This is a genomic window from Phenylobacterium sp. (assembly GCF_036563385.1).
GTDB lineage: Bacteria > Pseudomonadota > Alphaproteobacteria > Caulobacterales > Caulobacteraceae > Phenylobacterium.
The window spans coordinates 149,812-165,620 of the sequence record NZ_DATCML010000015.1 but is presented as its reverse complement, the minus strand read 5'-3'; the positions used below and the strand labels follow the sequence as shown (position 1 = coordinate 165,620).

Sequence of the window (15,809 nt, the reverse complement as noted above, 5' to 3'; positions counted from 1 at the left end):
GGCGCATGCGGGCGATCCTCGCCGCCCTGGCCCTCCTGCTGCTGGCGGCGGGCGCGGCGCGGGCTCAGGCGCCGGTCTCGCGCTATGTGACGGCGTCGGACGGCGTCCGGCTGCACGTGCTGGAGGCCGGCCAGGGCCCGGCGGTGGTCCTGCTGCATGGCGCGACGGGCAGCGCCGAGGCCAACTACGTGCGCACCGGCATCCTGCAGGCGCTGGCGGCCCGCCACCGGGTGATCGCCCTCGACTGGCGCGGCCACGGCGAGAGCCAGCGGCCGCACTCGCCCCGCCGCTACGCCGCCGACCGGTTCCCCAGGGACGTGCTCGAGGTGATGGACCAGCTGGGCGTGGAGCGCGCCCATGTGGCCGGCTATTCCCTGGGCGGGGAGATGCTGGCGCCGCTGCTGGCGCTGGCCCCGGAACGGCTGCTCAGCGCCACCTTCGGCGGCTCGGGCCTGCTCGACCCGGACCCGGCCCGCGACGCGGCCGCCGCCGCGAAGGACGCCGCCGGCCGCGACCGCGACCCGCCGCCGCTGGCCGCGCGGCTGTGGACCGGGCCCGACGCCGAGGCCATGCGGGCGATGTTCGAAGGCCGCCGGCTGCAGCCGCCCACCACCCCGCCACTGGACCCGGCCCGCGTGGGTTTCCCGGTGCTGGGGATCATCGGCGAGTACGACCGGCCGCACCGGCTGTCGACGTTGCTGGAGAGGACCCTGCCCGACTTCCGGCTGGTGGTGCTGAAGGGCCGCGACCACGGAACCGCCCTGGCCGATCCCGCGTACCGGGAGACCCTCGTCGAGTTCATCAACGCCCACGACCCATGAGCAGCGGCTTCGGACCCCGCGACCTGCTCGCCTGCTACGCGCGCGGGGTGTTCCCGATGGCGGACGCCCGCGACGACCTGCGGGTGTTCCTGATCGACCCGCAGCACCGCGGCGTGATCCCTCTGGAGCGCTTCCACGTGCCCAGACGCCTGGCGCGGACGGTGCGGGGCGACACCTTCGAGGTCAGGGTGGACACCGCCTTCCACCAGGTCGTGCAGCTCTGCGCGGAGGCCCAGCCCGGCCGCACCCAGACCTGGATCAACCACCCGATCGAGCGGCTCTACGTCCAGCTGCACGAGCAGGGCTTCGCCCACAGCGTCGAGTGCTGGGCGCAGGGCCAGCTGGTCGGCGGCCTCTACGGCGTGGCGCTGAAGGGCGCCTTCTTCGGCGAGAGCATGTTCAGCCGGGCGCGAGACGCCTCGAAGGTGGCGCTGGTGCACCTGGTGGCGCGGCTGATCGCCGGCGGCTTCCGGCTGCTCGACACCCAGTTCATGACCGAGCACCTGGGGCAGTTCGGGGCCGAGGAAATCGCCCGGCGCGAGTACCTGAAGCGCCTGGACCGGGCGATGCAGGCGGACGCCGACTTCTACGTGACGGGCTCTTCCGCCGGCGGCGGGGCGGCGGGGACCGGCTCGGGCCGCGGCGGCGCCGGGCTCGCCTTGGACGGCACGGGCGGGACAGCCTTGGGCGCGGGCGCGGCGGGGGCCGACGCGGTCGCCGGCGGCGAGGCCTTGGCCGCAGGCGCGGCGGCGGCCACGGCCCGGGGCGGCGCGGCGGCGGGCGTGGACTGGGGCGCCGGCGGCGGCGTCAGCGGACGGGCCGCCCTGCAGGTGATCAGCCAGGCGTCGTAGCCGGCGTGCTGCAGCGGGTTGAGGCCCGGCGATGAGGCGTACATCCAGCCCTTGAAGGCCTGGCGCGCCGGCGGCGCCGGCTTGCCGCGTTCCGGCCTGGGCTGGGAATCCACCGTCAGGTAGGCGATGGAATCCTCCACCGGCTCGTCCGGGGCGGAGCGCTCGCAAGCCCGCACGGTGAAGATCAGGTTCTTGTAGCGGACTGGCCGGCCGACGGCGGCCTCGAAGCGCAGGGTCTCGGCCGTCACCTTGTCCAGCGCCTGCAGGATGGCGACGTCGTAGCGGGCGCGGCGGACCGGCGTCTCGATGGGCGTCTCCACCACCTGGGCCTTGGGGGCCGGCGCGGGCGCGACTTCCTTCTCGGAGATCGGCGGCACGACGATGGGCGCCGGCGCGGGCACGTCGATCGGCGGCGCCTCCTCGGCCACCGTCCCGGGCGCCGGCATGGGGCCGGGCTCAGGCTCGCCCGGCGGCTGCGCAGGCTGCGCCGAGACCAGGCCTGCGGCGGCGGCCGCCGTGATCGCCGCCGCCCAGGCGGTGCGCTTCAGCAGGCGGGGTGGAACGACTCGCATGCGCGATTATTCGGGGGTCCAGGCCTCGTAGTCGCCTGTGGCCCTCTGCCGCTCCCCGCCACGGGCCAGCGAGCCCTTGGGCCGGTAGGCGTAGATGGTGCCCGACAGGTTCGGCCGGTGCTCCTTCTCCCACGCCTTGCGCGGCAGGGGCGCCTCGGTCGGCGGCTCCACGAAGGTGTGGTGCAGCCAGCCGTGCCAGTCCGGCGGCACCTTCGAGGCCTCGGCGTAGCCGTTGAAGATCACCCAGCGACGCTTGTTCTTGTCGAAGCTGTCCTTGTGGTCCTTGGCCTCGTAGTAGCGATTGCCGAACTCGTCGGTCCCCACCAGCACGCCGCGGCGGGCCACGGTGAAGTGGATGCCGGCGGTCGCGCCGTTCCACCAGGTGAAAATCGTCTTCAGGAGGTTCGACAAGGGACCGCTCGACTGCTCTTCCGGGGAGTAACGGGCGCGGACTATAGGCGGCGCCCTCCGCACCGTCCAGCGGCGGAGAAGTACGGGAATCCAGCAAGATGTTGGGGATTAACCGGACCTTCACCGCAACATCTATTTCGGCCGAATCGAACGCGCCCCTAGGCTCACGCCAAGGGAGTCGGATGATGGGCGAAGGTGCGTGGCAGGCCGGGTTCGAAGACCGGCTGCTGGAGCGTTCCAGCGGCGCGGTCGAGGCGCGCGCGCCCGTCGGCTGGACCGACGCCCGGGCCGAGGCCTGGGTCGACTGGGCGGACGGGGAGGCGGACGTGACTGAGGCGATCACCCACTATGTGGAGGCGCTGGCGCTGCAGGCGCAGGCGCGCGGGATCGTGAAGGACGCCCGGGCCCGCGGCCGCTTCCGGGACGAGCTGGCGGACGCCCTGGCCGGCGGCGTGCTGGCCCTGTCCGCGGCGCCGCACGGCCCCCGGCCGCTGGCGCTGGCGGCCTCGTCCCCTCACCTGTCGGCGGCGCTTGGAACCCTCACCGCGCAGCATCGCGGCGAGACGGCGGCGCGGGCCGCAGCCGTGGCGCTCGGCCAGCGGCTGCAGGCGGTCATGGACGCCATCCTGCGGTGCGAGGGCGACGCCGAGGCCTGCGCGGACCTGACGAAGAACACCAGCCTAGCCCGCGCGGCCGAGGCGGCGCGCGGCGCCGGCGCCACCGACGCCATGATTCTCGAGGCCATCGCGCTCGCCCGCACTGGAGAGAACAGCTGGGCGTGCGAGCCGCCGCCGGAAGCCGCCCAGGGCGGCCTGCGCCTGGCGGTCGGAGCCTCGAAGCGTGAGCTGAAGGGCGAGCTCGGCGACCAGCTGGCCCTGGCGGCCTGGTCGACCGGCGCGATCGCTGTGGCGCCCAACGCGGCGGCGGCAGAGCAGGTCGCCGCCCAATCCGCGGCCGCACGGGCCGGCGTGAACCTGATGGCGCTGTGGACCGACGAGGCCTTCGACATCGAGGGCTTCGAGGCGGCGGTGCGCCTCGGCGGTCATGCCCTCGCGGCGGCGGCCGACGGGCCGGCCGTCCTTGGCCTCGCCGGCCTGGCGGAGTGGCTGGCGGCCCACGGCCTCGACTACGACAGCCCGGAAGGTCGCGAGACCGCGCGCGAGCTCTACATGGCCGCGGCCAAGGCGCTGGAGGAGGCCGGCGTCCGCCTGGAGGGCGGTCTGGGGCTCTTCGACGATCGCGAGCTGTCCCTGCGTCTGGGCGGCGGCCGGCTGGACGCCGCGCCCCTGGCCGCGGTGGTGGTCCACGCCCAGACGGCCGACGGCGAGGCCGTGCGCGCCGTGGCTGAAGGCGTGCTGCGGGGCCTCACGGTCCTGGGCGCGGACCTCGGCGAGGCCCGGGCCGCCCTGCTGGGCGTAGGCGACCTGGCCGGCGCGCCGGCCGTCGACCACCGCGCCCTGGCGGCGCGGGGCTTCACCGAGCACGAGGTCACGGCCGCCGAGGCGGCCCTGCCGTTCGTTAGCCGGCTCGAACACGCCTTCGTGCCGGCGGTGGTCGGCGAGGGCTTCGTGCGCGACGTGCTGGGCGCGACCGCCGAGCAGCTGGCGGACCCCTGCCTCGACGTCCTGGCGCTGGCGGGCTTTTCCGCCGAGGAGATCGCACAGGCCCAGGCCCATGCGCTGGGCGTGGAAACCCTAGCAGGCGCCGTCTTCCTGACGGAGGCCCAGCAGCGGGTGTTCCGCACCGCCGAGGAGATCGGCGAGGCCCCGCGGCTGGCGATGCTGAGCGCGCTGGAGCCCACCCTGGCCGCCGCGCCGCTGGTGGAGACGGTCCTTCCCTGGTCCGCGACTGTCGCCGACGTGCGCGCCGCCCTCGCCAGCGGCCTGCCGGTGCGGGTGCGCCGCGCCGCTGCGCCGGCCGACCTGGTGCTGGAGATCCCGGCGCGCGCCGAGGCGCGGCCGCCTCGCCAGGCGGCTCCGCAGCCGGAGGAGCGGATCGTCGAGCGAGTGGTCGAACGCGAGCGGGTGCGCCGCAAGCTGCCTGACCGCCGCAAGGGCTACATCCAGAAGGCCGCCGTCGGCGGCCACAAGGTCTACATCCACACCGGCGAGTACGACGACGGCGAGCTGGGCGAGATCTTCATCGACATGCACAAGGAGGGCGCCGCCTTCCGCTCGCTGATGAACAACTTCGCCATCGCGATCTCCATCGGGCTGCAGTACGGCGTGCCGCTCGACGAGTTCGTGGACGCTTTCGTGTTCACCCGGTTCGAGCCGGCCGGCCCGGTGACCGGCAACGACACGGTGAAGTCGGCGACCTCGATCCTGGACTACATCTTCCGGGAGCTCGGCGTGTCGTACCTTGGCCGGGACGACCTCGCCAGCGACGACCCCGCCGGCCTGAACGCCGACGGCTTGGGGCATGGCAAGGCGGACCGCGTGCCGACCGACGAGCCGCAGCCCGCCTCTCGCTTCATCTCGCGCGGGTTCTCCCGGGGGACGGCGCCCGACAACCTGGTGTTCCTGCCGTCCGCGCGAGGCGCCCGGGAGTCGGCCGACGTCTGCGCGGCCTGTGGCGACTTCGCCGTGGTGCGCAAGGGACAGGCGATGATCTGCGAGACCTGCGGGGCCCGCGCCAGCCGCACGGGTGAGGACGCCGGCGGCTAATCCTCCAAGAATTACCGCGAATTAAGTGGCGGCGGGTCGGGGTTGGGCTCAGATGGACCCGTTCTGGTTAGGATCTGTCCGCGTATGAGCCGTCCCCTGTTCCTGCTCGCAGCCGCCGTCGCCGTGGCGCTCGCCGCCCCGGGCGCCGTCTCCGCGCTGACGCTCGGCGACAAGGAGGTCGCCCGGGTGAACTCCTTCGGCGGATCCTGCGTGAAATGCGAACTGTCGGGGCGCAACATGGAAGGCGCCCGCATCATGGGGGCGAACTTCAGCGGCGCCGCCCTGGTGGGCGCGAACCTGCGCAACGCGCGCTTCCACGCCTCCAACTTCGCCGGCGCCGACCTGTCGCGGGCCGACCTCTCGGACGCCTCGATGATGGGCGCGGTGTTCACCGGGGCCAATCTCTCCAGCGCCAAGCTGCGCGCGACCGAAGCCACCGGCGTGGCGTTCGGGTCAGCCAACCTGACGCGTGCGGACCTCTCCGACGCCCAGGCCACCGGCGCCAACTTCTCGAAGGCGGTGCTGAGCCACGCCGTGCTGCGTTCCGTCGAGATGCACGGCGGCTCGTTCAGCGACGCCGACCTCAGCCGGGCCAACCTGTCCGACGCCTCCATCAGCGGCGGAAACTTCGCCCGGGCCAGGCTGCCCGGCGCGGTGTTGCGCTCCGCCGAGCTGAACGGCGCGAACTTCAAGTTCGTCGACGCCAGGGGCGCGGACTTCCGCGACAGCGAACTGGTGGGCGCGGTGCTGTCGCACGGTCAGTTCGCCAAGGCCTCGTTCCGGGGCGCGGACCTGAATGCGGCGGTGCTGGTGGACGGCGAGTTCGACGGCGCCGACTTCCGCGACGCCGACCTCAGCCGCACGATGATCGCCGGCGTGGACCTGTCCAAGGTCCGCGGCCTGACCCAGGACCAGCTCGACCAAGCCTGCGGCGACTCGCGCACCCGCCTGCCGCCGGGACTGTCCGTGTCCAAGGGCTGCAGCGGCATGCGGGTGATTGTGCACCGCAAGCCGGCGAAGCCGGCTCCCCCGGCCCCGCCCGCGCCGCGCTACATCGTGGCGATCGACCCCTAGGCCTTGATCGGCGGGGCGAGCCGGATGTGCAGTTCCCTGAGCTGCTTGTCGCTCACCTCGGACGGGGCGTTCATCAACAGGTCCTGACCCTGCTGGTTCAGCGGGAAGGCGATGACCTCGCGGATCGCGGTCTCGCCCGCCAGCAGCATGACGATGCGGTCGATGCCGGGGGCCAGGCCGCCGTGCGGCGGGGCGCCGTGCCGGAAGGCGTTCAGCATGCCGCCGAACTGCTCCTCGACGACGTTCGGGCCGTAGCCGGCGATCTCGAAGGCGCGGATCATGATCTCCGGGAGGTGGTTCCGGATCGCGCCCGAGCACAGCTCGTAGCCGTTGCAGACGATGTCGTACTGGTAGGCGAGGATCTCGAGCGGATCCTTGCTGTTCAGCGCCTCGAGCTCGCCCTGCGGCATGGAGAACGGGTTGTGCGAGAAGTCGACGCGCTTCTCCTCCTCGTTCCACTCGAACATCGGGAAGTCGACGATCCAGACGAACTCGAAGCGGTTCTCGTCGACCAGGCTGAGGTCCGTGCCGACCTTGGTGCGGGCGGCGCCGGCGAACTTGTAGAAGACCTTCGGGTCCCCCGCGACGAAGAAGGCCGCATCGCCCTTGCCCAGGCCGAGCTGGCCCATGACCGCCTCGGTCTTTTCCGCGCCGAGGTTCTTGGCGATCGGGCCGCCCCAGCCGCCCTGGTCCTCGCTCCAGAAGATGTAGCCCAGGCCCGGCTGGCCCTCGCCCTGCGCCCAGCTGTTCATGCGGTCGCAGAAGGCGCGGCTGCCGCCCTTCGGCCCCGGGATCGCCCAGACGGCGTTCTTGGTGTCCTCGAGGATGCGGGCGAAGAGGCCGAAGCCGCCGCCGCGGAAGTGGTCGGACACGTCCTGCATGACCAGCGGGTTGCGCAGGTCCGGCTTGTCGGAGCCGTACTTCGCGATGGCCTCCCGATAGGGGATGCGCGGGAAGGGGTACGGCGTCACCGGCTTGCCGTTGGCGAACTCCTCGAAGACGCCGTGCATGACGGGCTCGATGGCCGCGAAAACGTCCTCTTGGGTGACGAAGCTCATCTCCACGTCGAGCTGGTAGAACTCGAGGGAGCGGTCGGCGCGCAGGTCTTCGTCGCGGAAGCAGGGCGCGATCTGGAAGTAGCGGTCGAAGCCGGCCACCATCAGCAGCTGCTTGAACTGCTGGGGCGCCTGCGGCAGCGCATAGAACTTCGACGGGTGCAGGCGGGACGGCACCAGGAAGTCGCGCGCGCCTTCCGGCGACGAGGCTGTGAGGATCGGCGTCTGGTACTCCAGGAAGCCCTGCCCGATCATGCGGTTTCGGATCGACTGGATGACCTTGGAGCGCAGCACGATGTTGCGGTGCAGGGTCTCGCGCCGCAGGTCGAGGAAGCGGTTCTTGAGCCGGATCTCCTCCGGGTACTCGGGCTCGCCGAAGACCGGCAGGGGCAGCTCCGCGGCTTCCGAGAGCACGGTCACGCCGGCCACCTTCACCTCGACCTCCCCGGTCGGCAGGTTCGGGTTCACCGTCTCGGCCGAGCGCTTCACGACCTCGCCATCGACGCGGATCACGCTCTCGGCGCGCAGGTGCTCGACCGTGGCGAAACCGGGCGTGGACGGCGCCAGCACCAGCTGCGTCAGGCCGTAGTGGTCGCGCAGGTCGATGAAGATCAGCCCGCCGTGGTCGCGCTTGCGGTGGATCCAGCCGGAGAGGCGGACGGTCTGGCCTTCATCGGCGGCGCGAAGCTGGCCGCAGGTGTGGGTGCGATAGGCGTGCATAGCTCGCGGAGATCAGGTGATTTGAGAGGCGCGGAAGGGCGCATGCAGACCCCCTGATGTCAAGCATGCGCCCTGGATCGCCGCCGTCGCTGAAGCAGTGACCCGCGTTCCCAGGGGATCCCCGCTTTCGCGGGGATGAGTCGCTGCGCGCTCACTTCTCCGGGTGCGTGAGGGCCTGGTAGGTCAGGGTGCGGGCCATGGAGCCCAGGTCGTCTCCGCCCGTGCCGCCCAGGCGCTGGATCATGCCGACGAAGATCACGTCGTTGGTGGGGTCGACCCAGAACCAGGTGCCGGCCGCGCCGCCCCAGCTCATGCTGCCCTTGCCCTCGAGGGTGCCGGCCACGCGCGGGTCGTTGACCACCATGAAGTCCAGCCCGAAGCCCACCGCCTCGTTGAAGCGGCTGGCGGTCGTGCCGTTGGAGTTCACGAGCACGTTCTTCGGGATGACGTTCGTGCCCATCATCTCCACGGACGCCGGGGAGAGGATGCGCACCCCGTCGAGCTCGCCCTTGCTGGCGATCATCTGGGCGAAGCGGGCGTAGTCCATGGTCGTGCCGACCAGGCCCCCGCCGCCGGATTCCATCCTGGGCGGCGTCAGATAGGTGGGCAGGTCGTTGCCGAACAACCGCCTGGCCTCCTCGATTTTCCCGGTCTCGCGGTTGCCCACGTAGACGGGCGCCAGGCGGGCGGCCTTGGCGGCCGGCACGTAGAAGGCGGTGTCGTTCATCTTCAGCGGCTTGAAGATCCGCTGCTCCATGAACTGGCCGAGGGTCTGGCCCGAGAGCTTCTCGACGATGTAGCCCTGGATGTCGACGGCGGACGAATAGTACCAGTTGGTCCCCGGCTGATACATCAGCGGGATCTCGGCCGTGCGGTTGATCATCTCCTGGAGGCTGTTCGCGCCCAGGACCGCCTTCTCGCGATAGAGCTTGTCCACCGGGTGCTCATCGTTGAGCCCGTATCCGAAGCCGGCGGTGTGGCTCATGATCTCGCGCATGGTCGGCGGACGGCGCATGTCCTCGAGCGTCATCTTGCCGTTGGCGTCGATGCTCTTGACCACCTTCAGGTTCTTGAACTCGGGGACGTACTTGGTCACCGGGTCGTCCAGCCGCCAGCGGCCCTCTTCGAAGAGGATCATCATGGCCACGCCGGTGATCGGCTTGGTCATGGAGTAGATGCGGAAGATGGTGTCGCGGCTCATGGGCTCGCCGGTGGCGAGGCTCTTCTTGCCGTAGGTCTTGTAGCTGACGACCTTGCCGTGGCGGGCCAGCAGGGTGGTCATGCCGGCCACGCGGCCGTCGGCGACCACCTTGGCCATGTAGGCGTCGAGCTTGGCGAGGCGTTGGCTGTCGAAGCCGACCTGCTCGGGGCGCACCGCGACGCTGAGGGCGGGCGCGGCGGCGGCCGCCGACGGCTTGCGCGCCTGGCCGAAGGCGCCCTGGGCCGGCGCCAGCACGAGCGCGACGGCGGTCATCGCCGCCGCGAGGCGGTGGTTGGTAAGCATGGTGATCCCCCCGAACAACTGTTGGGCGCGAGCTTACGGGGCGGCCGAGCCTTCGCAAGCGTGGTTGCGTTTCAGCGCCGCAATCCGGCTCAGCGGCGCGACTGGGTGACCAGCTTCACCCGCCGCCCCGGGCTGAGCGGGTCGCCGCGGCGCAGGCCGTTGATCAGTTCGAACCGCTCCAGGCGGAGGTCTTCGAAGGCCATGCGCTGGGCGAGCGACTGGGCCGTCTCCCCGGGCCTGACGGTGACCACCTCGATGCGGCGAGGCCGCAGCGCCCTCGCCTCCTCCGCCGTCAGGCGGCGGAAGGAGTCGATCAGCGGGTCGAAGCCGCGGCTGCGGCCGGCGGGCGCCAGGGCGGCGAAGTGGAAGGCCTGGCCGCCGCCTAGGGTATAGGCGGCGATGGTGACCTCGACGACGCCCGAGCGGGTGCTGGCGACGGCCGGCAGGACCACGGCCTCGACGCCGTTGATGCGGGTCCGCTGCGGCCGGTCGGCCTGCACCGGCGTCTGGCCGGCCAGGCGGCGCAGGGCGTCGTCGGCGTAGGTCTCCAGGTCGCCCGTCATCCGGCCGGAGGAGAACTCGGCGGCGAGTTGGGATCCGGCCGGCCCCTCCACCTTCACGGCCCGGGGGGTGTTGGCGAGGGTGAAGCCGGGCGGCGCCTCGAAGGCGATGGCCATGCCCGGATGGGCGAAGCGGCGGCCGTCGACGAAGCCCTGCTCGGGATCGTCGCCGTAGATCATGCCGTCCACCTGGGCCAGGAACTCCGCCTCGCGTTCCGGAGCCCCCGGCGGCCCCGAGCGGCGGGCGAGGTCGACGGCGCGGGCGATGCGGTCGGCGGTGAGCGGGTGGGTGCGGCCCCAGACCGGCGTGGTCTTGGGCTCGGCGGCGCCGCGCAGCCGGGCCTCCAGCTGGTCCTCGGACTGCAGGGCGGAGAGCAGGTCGGCGAGCGCGTCGGGCGCGTAGCCGGTCTGCCCCAGGTAGCGCAGGCCCAGGCTGTCGGCCTCGAACTCCTGGTTGCGGGAGTAGCTCAGCACGTTCAGCTGGCCCACCTGGCCGGCGATGCGGGCGAGGTCCGACGAGCCGGTGAGGATGCCGACGGCGAGCGCGCCCAGGCCGGTGAACAGCGAGCGCTGCTGGCGACGGCCGGAGTGGTTGGCGGCGACGTGGCCCACCTCGTGGCCGAGCACGGCGGCCAGCTCGTCCTCGCTGTTAAGGATCGCGAGCAGGCCGCGGGTCACATAGACATAGCAGCCCGGCGGGGCGGCGAAGGCGTTGACCACGTCGGAGTTCAGGACCGTGAAGCGGCACTGGCCGGGCTTGCCCGCCGCGCCGGCCACCCGCTCGCCCACCCGGGCGACATAGGCCTGCAGCGGGCCCTCGTAGGGGCCGCCGAGCTGGGCCACAAGCTCCGCCTGCTGCTGGGCGGGCGAACTGCGCGACTGGGCGAGCGCCGGGACCGCCGGGACCGCCATCGCGAGCGCCATTCCCGCCGCCACAAGTCCTCGCCAGGTCCGCGTCGTCCTGCCCATCGGGTCTCCTCCACCGCCGTGTCGCCGGCATTGTGCCCAACGCGGCAGCGCCGCGCGAGGGTTCGCGGAACCGTGCGCCGGCCGCTCCCTTTACGGCGCGGCGGCTTGCCCCTAACCAAGCCGCTCCGGGCGCGGACCTGCGCCAGCGAACGCGAGGGAGTTTCGATGGCGTCCGGTCTGGTGGCCCTGCTCGACGACGTGGCGGGCATCGCCAAGCTGGCGGCGGCCAGCCTCGACGACATGAGCGCGGCGGCGGGCAAGGCCGGCTCCAAGGCCGTGGGCGTGGTGGTCGACGACACGGCGGTGACGCCGGGCTACGCCATGGGCTTCAGCCCCGAGCGCGAGCTGCCGATCGTCGGCAAGATCGCCCTGGGGAGCCTGTTCAACAAGTTCGTCATCCTGCTGCCGGGCGCCCTGCTGCTCTCGGCCTTCGCGCCCTGGGCGGTGACGCCGCTGCTGATGCTGGGCGGCGCCTTCCTCTGCTTCGAGGCCACCGAGAAGGTGGTCGAGCGGCTGTTCCACCACCACGAGGCCTCCGACCACCCGGAGGAGCTGGCGCTGAGCTCCACGGAGCTGGAGAAGCAGAAGATCAAGGGCGCGATCCGCACCGACCTGATCCTGTCGGCCGAGATCATGGCCATCTCCCTGGCCGAGGTGGCTGACGACCCCATCGCCCTGCAGGCCGGCGCCCTGGCGCTGGTGGCCATCGGCATCACCGTCGCGGTCTACGGCGTGGTCGCCCTGATCGTGAAGATGGACGACATCGGCCTGGCGCTCTCCGCCCGCGGCCAGCCGGGGCTGGCGCCGCTGGGCCGCGGCATGGTCAAGGCCATGCCGGTGATCATGACCTCGCTGGCCAAGCTGGGCACCGCGGCCATGCTGTGGGTCGGCGGCGGGATCATCGTGCACGGCCTGGAGCATTACCACCTGACCCCGATCCCGCACTGGGTGGAGGGCGCGCGCCACGCGGCCGAGCAGCTGCCGGGCGTCGGCGGGGCGGCCGGCTGGCTGGCGTTCGCGCTGGGCTCGGCGGTGGTCGGCCTGGTGGTGGGCGGGATCATCGTCGCCGTCCTGCACCTGCTGCCCAAGCGCAAGGGGGCGGCGGCGCACTGATCGCGGCGGTCGGATCCCCGGGCGGGGAACGACCGCGGGCCTTTCCGGTTTTCTATCCCGCCGCAGAGAGGGAAAGCCGCCATGCCCACACCCGCCGAGCTCACCGACAGGTTCTGGAGCGCGCTGAAGTCGGACCGCACCGTCATGCTGGGGCTCGTGGGCGTCGAGGACGGCCTCTCCCAGCCGATGACCGCCCTGGTGGACGACGACGCCGCGCCGGGGACCATCTGGATCTTCTCGTCGGTGGAGACCGACCTGGTGCAGGAGGCCGGCGCCCGGCACCCCGCCCTCCTCCACTTCGCGGCCAAGGGCCACGGCCTGTTCGCCACGGTGGAGGGCGACCTGGTGGCCGACAACGACCGGGAGATGATCGAGCGGCTGTGGAACCCGTTCGTCGCCGCCTGGTACCAGGGCGGCAAGGACGACCCCAAGCTGCAGCTGCTCCGGTTCGAGCCCGAGCACGCCAAAATCTGGCTGAACGAGAGCAGCGCCTTCGCCGGCCTGAAGGTGCTGATGGGCCGCGATCCCAAGCAGGACTACAACGGCAAGGTCGCCGAGGTGCGGCTCTGACCGCCCCCCGGGTCCTGTCGGGCGCCGAGGCCGGCGAGGCCCCGCCGTTCGACGTCTGGGTGCGCGCCCTGACCTCCGACGGCGCCTTCGCCGACGTGGAGCTGGACGTGGACAGCGCCGGCGACGCCCTGACGGTCGCCCTGTCCGTGCAGAGCCCGCGCGGCCACCTGCTGGTGGTCGACGGCCGCTTCGTCGCCGGCTTCACCGCCGCCTGGGTCGAGCTGGTGCGCGGAGAGGACCCCGCGGCCGACGGCGGCGGCGGGTGGGACGAGGACGACGGGGAGGATTGCGACCTGTCGGACGGGGCGGGCTGAGGCCGGGGCGGGTTGGGGGCACCACGGAAGACACGGAATACACGGACGGGTCCGTGCTGAACGGGCCTCTTCGGTGAGGTGTGGGAATGGGAACCGCGCGCCGCAGGCGCGCAGGGGTCATGAGGCGCGGCCTGTGGGAGGGCCCGCCATCCGTGTGGTTCTGTGTGGGTCTGTGGGTCTTCGCGCGGAGCGCGCCTGCGGATTCGGCTTGGGTCCCGGCGTTCGCCGGGATGAGCGGGGGAGTTAGCTGGAGTCGGCGCTAGGGGGCGCTTCGGCGAGCGCAGGATCGTCTTCGTCCTCGTCCTCGTCGGGCTCGAAGAGAACGGCGGGGTCGACGCCGGCGACGCGGCAGGCCTCCACGAGGAGGCCGTCCAGGGGCGTGGTGGCGAAGTCGGGGCGGGTGGCGGCGTCCTGCAGCCAGAGGCCATAGGTGTGGAAGCGGCGGCCGATCTCGGCCTCCTCGAGGTCGGAGAGCTCGGGCTCGTCCTCGTCGGCCTCAACCTCGCCCCAGATCAGCCTGTCCATGACCTGGCCGATCTCTTCCTTGCGCCGCCAGATGGACGCGGGGATGCCGCCGATGGTCTCCTCCCCGCGCCGGGGCGGCGGCGGGGGCGGCTTGGCATCCCTCTCCAGCTCGGCCTTGAAGCGGATCAGCTTCATCTCCAGCGCGAGCGTCTGGCGAAGGCCCCGGGAGACCTGGTGGAAGGCCGAGGCGAGGCGGGTGGCCTCTTCGGTGGTCTCGGCCTCAAGCGCGCGGTTGGAGAGGTCCCGCGCCAGCTCGAACGCCATGCCGGCCAGCTGCGCGAGCATCTGACTGGGGCGGTCGTTCGCGGCGGTGGGGTCGTGCGCCATGAACAAAACAGGAACACACATTCCGCCGAATAGCAAGGTTCTTGGTTGTCGCAGGTCGCGTCGGCGGCGAGGCCGCGGGTTTGTCCACGAACCACACGAACCGCACGAACAGGGTGGGGAACCACGGAAGGCACGGAAGACACGGAGGGGCGTGGTGCTGAACGCGCCCGGCTGGCGAGGCGAGCGGGCTCACATCGCCCGCCTCTGGCGGGCCTTCAGCCGTAGCTCGGACCTGTTCGTGTGCTTCGTGTGGTTCGTGGACAATCAGCCCGCCCCCTGCCCGCTGCAGCGCCGCCATGGGAACCTCAGCCGCCGGGGCGGACTCCAGATTCCCGCACCACGGAGTCCCCCTTGCCCGCCCGCGCCCGAGACGCCCTGCCGCCGTCCAAGCGGCAGTATGTGGCCCAGCCGATGCCGAGGTTCGCCGACTTCCAGCACGCCCGGCTGGTGGCCGCCCCGCCCACCGGCCAGGCCTGGCTGCACGAGGTGAAGCTGGACGGCTACCGGATGCAGCTGCGGGTGGAGCGCGGCGAGGCCCAGGTGTTCACCCGCAACGGCCACGACTGGACCCACCAGCTGCCGGAGCTCGTCGAGGACGCCGCCGAGCTGGGCTTCGAGGGCATACTGGACGGCGAGCTGTGCTTCCTGGACCCGCGCGGCCAGCCCACCTTCTCCGGCCTGCGATCGGCCATCGGCCGGCGCCAGACCGCGCCCCTCGTGTTCTTCGCCTTTGACGTGCTGTGGCGCGGCGACACCGACCTTCGCACCTTCCAGCTGAAGGACCGCAAGGCGATCCTGCTGGAAGCCCTGGCCCACGCGCCGACGGCGCGGATCCGGGCCGTGGAGCCCCTGCCCCACGCCATGACCGGCGGGGCGGGCCCGGCGCTGCTGGAGGCCGCCTGCCGGCTCGGGCTGGAGGGCATCGTCTCCAAGCGGCGCGACAGCCGCTATGTGCCAGGGCGCAGCGAGACCTGGGTGAAGTCCAAGTGCCGGCTGGCCCAGGAGTTCGTCATCGGCGGCTGGACCCAGGAGCCCGGCCGCCACTTCAAGGGGCTGCTGGTGGGCGTCCACGAGGCCGGCAAGCTGCGCTACGTCGGCAGCCTGGAGCGGGGCTTCGCCAAGACCCCGGGCTTGCTCAAGCGGCTGCAGCCGCTGGCCCAGGCCAAGAGCCCGTTCGCCCTGGAAGGCCCGCGCAAGACGCTGGAGGTCAACTGGGTGCGGCCCGAGCTGGTGGCCCAGGCCGAGTTCCAGGAATGGACCGCCAGCGGCATGATCCGCCACGCGAGCTTCGTGGGCCTGCGCGACGACAAGGCCGCGGCCGAGGTGGTGCGCGAGCAGCCGGGCGAGCCGCCGCTCTAGCGGGCGGGGCTCACGAGGCGGGCGGCGGCGGCACCTGGCCGACGGCCTCGTCGCGCATCAGGGCGCGCTCGTGCCGCAGCCGGACCATGCAGCCCAGGAAGGCATGGACCTCCCCCTCGCTGAGCCGGCGCTTGGGGTCGTCGTTGGCCACCTGTGACCGGAAGCAGAACTCGAGGCAGCGGTCGACGAGCGCCAGGGCGGCGGAGTTGCCGCGCAACCGCGCGCGGATCTGGACCAGCTGGGCGATCTCGACCTGCATGCGCCCATTATGGGTAGGTCTCGCATAACACGCTACGTATTATGAGGCGAATGGTCGCAGCCGCAGGTGGCAAATGGCCTGGGTCTCACCTTGGGTAAGGGGGAGGAAGACCACAGACCCACACAGACCCACAGAGATG

At 72.0% G+C, this 15,809-nt stretch carries 14 protein-coding genes and 1 pseudogene; 8 read left to right on the top strand and 7 right to left on the bottom strand.

The genetic code is table 11. From position 1 onward, the window contains the following. Window positions 1-5 precede the first annotated feature (5 nt). Window positions 6-821 (top strand): alpha/beta fold hydrolase, encoded by an 816-nt coding sequence (locus VIL67_RS15850; RefSeq protein WP_332049879.1) that lies wholly within the window; start codon window positions 6-8, stop codon window positions 819-821. Then, window positions 818-1,435: pseudogene (gene aat / locus VIL67_RS15845) on the top strand (leucyl/phenylalanyl-tRNA--protein transferase); the annotation flags it as partial. The gene VIL67_RS15850 and the pseudogene aat, both read left to right, overlap by 4 nt. On the opposite strand, the gene VIL67_RS15840 reads toward aat, so the two are convergent. Further along, the gene (locus tag VIL67_RS15840) at window positions 1,408-2,118 is read right to left on the bottom strand and encodes a DUF2155 domain-containing protein (RefSeq protein ID WP_414696218.1); all 711 of its coding nucleotides are present in this window, start codon (window positions 2,116-2,118) and stop codon (window positions 1,408-1,410) included. The pseudogene aat and the gene VIL67_RS15840 sit on opposite strands and share 28 nt — an antisense overlap. 132 nt (window positions 2,119-2,250) lie before the next feature. Next, window positions 2,251-2,655 carry an NADH:ubiquinone oxidoreductase subunit NDUFA12 gene (locus VIL67_RS15835; protein ID WP_332049877.1) on the bottom strand — a complete coding sequence of 135 codons (405 nt, stop codon included), beginning with the start codon at window positions 2,653-2,655 and terminating at the stop codon, window positions 2,251-2,253. 185 nt (window positions 2,656-2,840) lie between these two features. On the opposite strand from VIL67_RS15835, the gene VIL67_RS15830 reads away from it, so the two are divergent. Together VIL67_RS15830 and VIL67_RS15825 are read left to right on the top strand one after the other, a co-directional pair. Then, window positions 2,841-5,321: a TSCPD domain-containing protein gene (locus VIL67_RS15830; RefSeq protein ID WP_332049876.1), complete on the top strand. Its 2,481-nt coding sequence runs from the start codon at window positions 2,841-2,843 to the stop codon at window positions 5,319-5,321. Window positions 5,322-5,405: 84 nt separating this feature from the next. After that, window positions 5,406-6,395, top strand: coding sequence for a pentapeptide repeat-containing protein (locus VIL67_RS15825; RefSeq protein WP_332049875.1), 990 nt, complete (start codon window positions 5,406-5,408; stop codon window positions 6,393-6,395). On the opposite strand, the gene aspS is transcribed toward VIL67_RS15825, so the two are convergent. The 3 genes from aspS to VIL67_RS15810 form a co-directional block, all read right to left on the bottom strand. Continuing rightward, the gene (aspS, locus tag VIL67_RS15820; RefSeq protein ID WP_332049874.1) at window positions 6,392-8,170 is read right to left on the bottom strand and encodes an aspartate--tRNA ligase; all 1,779 of its coding nucleotides are present in this window, start codon (window positions 8,168-8,170) and stop codon (window positions 6,392-6,394) included. The genes VIL67_RS15825 and aspS overlap by 4 nt on opposite strands. A gap of 151 nt (window positions 8,171-8,321) precedes the next feature. Then, window positions 8,322-9,674 carry a serine hydrolase domain-containing protein gene (locus VIL67_RS15815; RefSeq protein WP_332049873.1) on the bottom strand — a complete coding sequence of 451 codons (1,353 nt, stop codon included), beginning with the start codon at window positions 9,672-9,674 and terminating at the stop codon, window positions 8,322-8,324. Window positions 9,675-9,763: 89 nt separating this feature from the next. Then, window positions 9,764-11,203 carry a M48 family metalloprotease gene (locus tag VIL67_RS15810; RefSeq protein WP_332049872.1) on the bottom strand — a complete coding sequence of 480 codons (1,440 nt, stop codon included), beginning with the start codon at window positions 11,201-11,203 and terminating at the stop codon, window positions 9,764-9,766. A 165-nt stretch (window positions 11,204-11,368) separates the two neighbouring features. Here VIL67_RS15810 and VIL67_RS15805 point away from each other — a divergent pair, with 165 nt between their 5' ends. The 3 genes from VIL67_RS15805 (at window position 11,369) to VIL67_RS15795 (ending at window position 13,200) form a co-directional block, all read left to right on the top strand. Next, on the top strand, window positions 11,369-12,316 hold the full coding sequence (locus tag VIL67_RS15805; protein WP_332049871.1) for a DUF808 domain-containing protein: 948 nt from the start codon (window positions 11,369-11,371) through the stop codon (window positions 12,314-12,316). An 81-nt stretch (window positions 12,317-12,397) separates the two neighbouring features. Further along, complete coding sequence (locus VIL67_RS15800; protein ID WP_332049870.1) at window positions 12,398-12,886, top strand: pyridoxamine 5'-phosphate oxidase family protein; 489 nt, start codon at window positions 12,398-12,400, stop codon at window positions 12,884-12,886. Window positions 12,887-12,945: 59 nt separating this feature from the next. Next, window positions 12,946-13,200 (top strand): hypothetical protein, encoded by a 255-nt coding sequence (locus VIL67_RS15795; RefSeq protein WP_332049869.1) that lies wholly within the window; start codon window positions 12,946-12,948, stop codon window positions 13,198-13,200. A gap of 243 nt (window positions 13,201-13,443) precedes the next feature. On the opposite strand, the gene VIL67_RS15790 is transcribed toward VIL67_RS15795, so the two are convergent. Next, on the bottom strand, window positions 13,444-14,052 hold the full coding sequence (locus tag VIL67_RS15790) for a hypothetical protein (protein WP_332049868.1): 609 nt from the start codon (window positions 14,050-14,052) through the stop codon (window positions 13,444-13,446). Between the two features lie 351 nt (window positions 14,053-14,403). Between VIL67_RS15790 and ligD the strand changes: the two genes are divergently transcribed. Then, window positions 14,404-15,411 carry a non-homologous end-joining DNA ligase gene (gene ligD, locus VIL67_RS15785; RefSeq protein WP_332049867.1) on the top strand — a complete coding sequence of 336 codons (1,008 nt, stop codon included), beginning with the start codon at window positions 14,404-14,406 and terminating at the stop codon, window positions 15,409-15,411. A 10-nt stretch (window positions 15,412-15,421) separates the two neighbouring features. Here the strand turns inward: ligD and VIL67_RS15780 are convergent, their stop codons facing one another. Next, entirely contained in the window at window positions 15,422-15,670 is a 249-nt protein-coding gene (locus VIL67_RS15780) for a hypothetical protein (protein WP_332049866.1), read from the bottom strand. Window positions 15,671-15,809 lie beyond the last annotated feature (139 nt).

Bases quoted from the DNA above. Each gene is read 5' to 3' on its own strand.
- VIL67_RS15850 (WP_332049879.1), top strand. From the start codon at position 6: ATGCGGGCGATCCTCGCCGCCCTGGCCCTCCTGCTGCTGGCGGCGGGC.
- VIL67_RS15840 (WP_414696218.1), bottom strand. From the start codon at position 2,118: ATGCCGGCGCCCGGGACGGTGGCCGAGGAGGCGCCGCCGATCGACGTG.
- VIL67_RS15830 (WP_332049876.1), top strand. From the start codon at position 2,841: ATGGGCGAAGGTGCGTGGCAGGCCGGGTTCGAAGACCGGCTGCTGGAG.
- VIL67_RS15825 (WP_332049875.1), top strand. From the start codon at position 5,406: ATGAGCCGTCCCCTGTTCCTGCTCGCAGCCGCCGTCGCCGTGGCGCTC.
- aspS (WP_332049874.1), bottom strand. From the start codon at position 8,170: ATGCACGCCTATCGCACCCACACCTGCGGCCAGCTTCGCGCCGCCGAT.
- VIL67_RS15815 (WP_332049873.1), bottom strand. From the start codon at position 9,674: ATGCTTACCAACCACCGCCTCGCGGCGGCGATGACCGCCGTCGCGCTC.
- VIL67_RS15810 (WP_332049872.1), bottom strand. From the start codon at position 11,203: ATGGGCAGGACGACGCGGACCTGGCGAGGACTTGTGGCGGCGGGAATG.
- VIL67_RS15805 (WP_332049871.1), top strand. From the start codon at position 11,369: ATGGCGTCCGGTCTGGTGGCCCTGCTCGACGACGTGGCGGGCATCGCC.
- VIL67_RS15800 (WP_332049870.1), top strand. From the start codon at position 12,398: ATGCCCACACCCGCCGAGCTCACCGACAGGTTCTGGAGCGCGCTGAAG.
- VIL67_RS15790 (WP_332049868.1), bottom strand. From the start codon at position 14,052: ATGGCGCACGACCCCACCGCCGCGAACGACCGCCCCAGTCAGATGCTC.
- VIL67_RS15780 (WP_332049866.1), bottom strand. From the start codon at position 15,670: ATGCAGGTCGAGATCGCCCAGCTGGTCCAGATCCGCGCGCGGTTGCGC.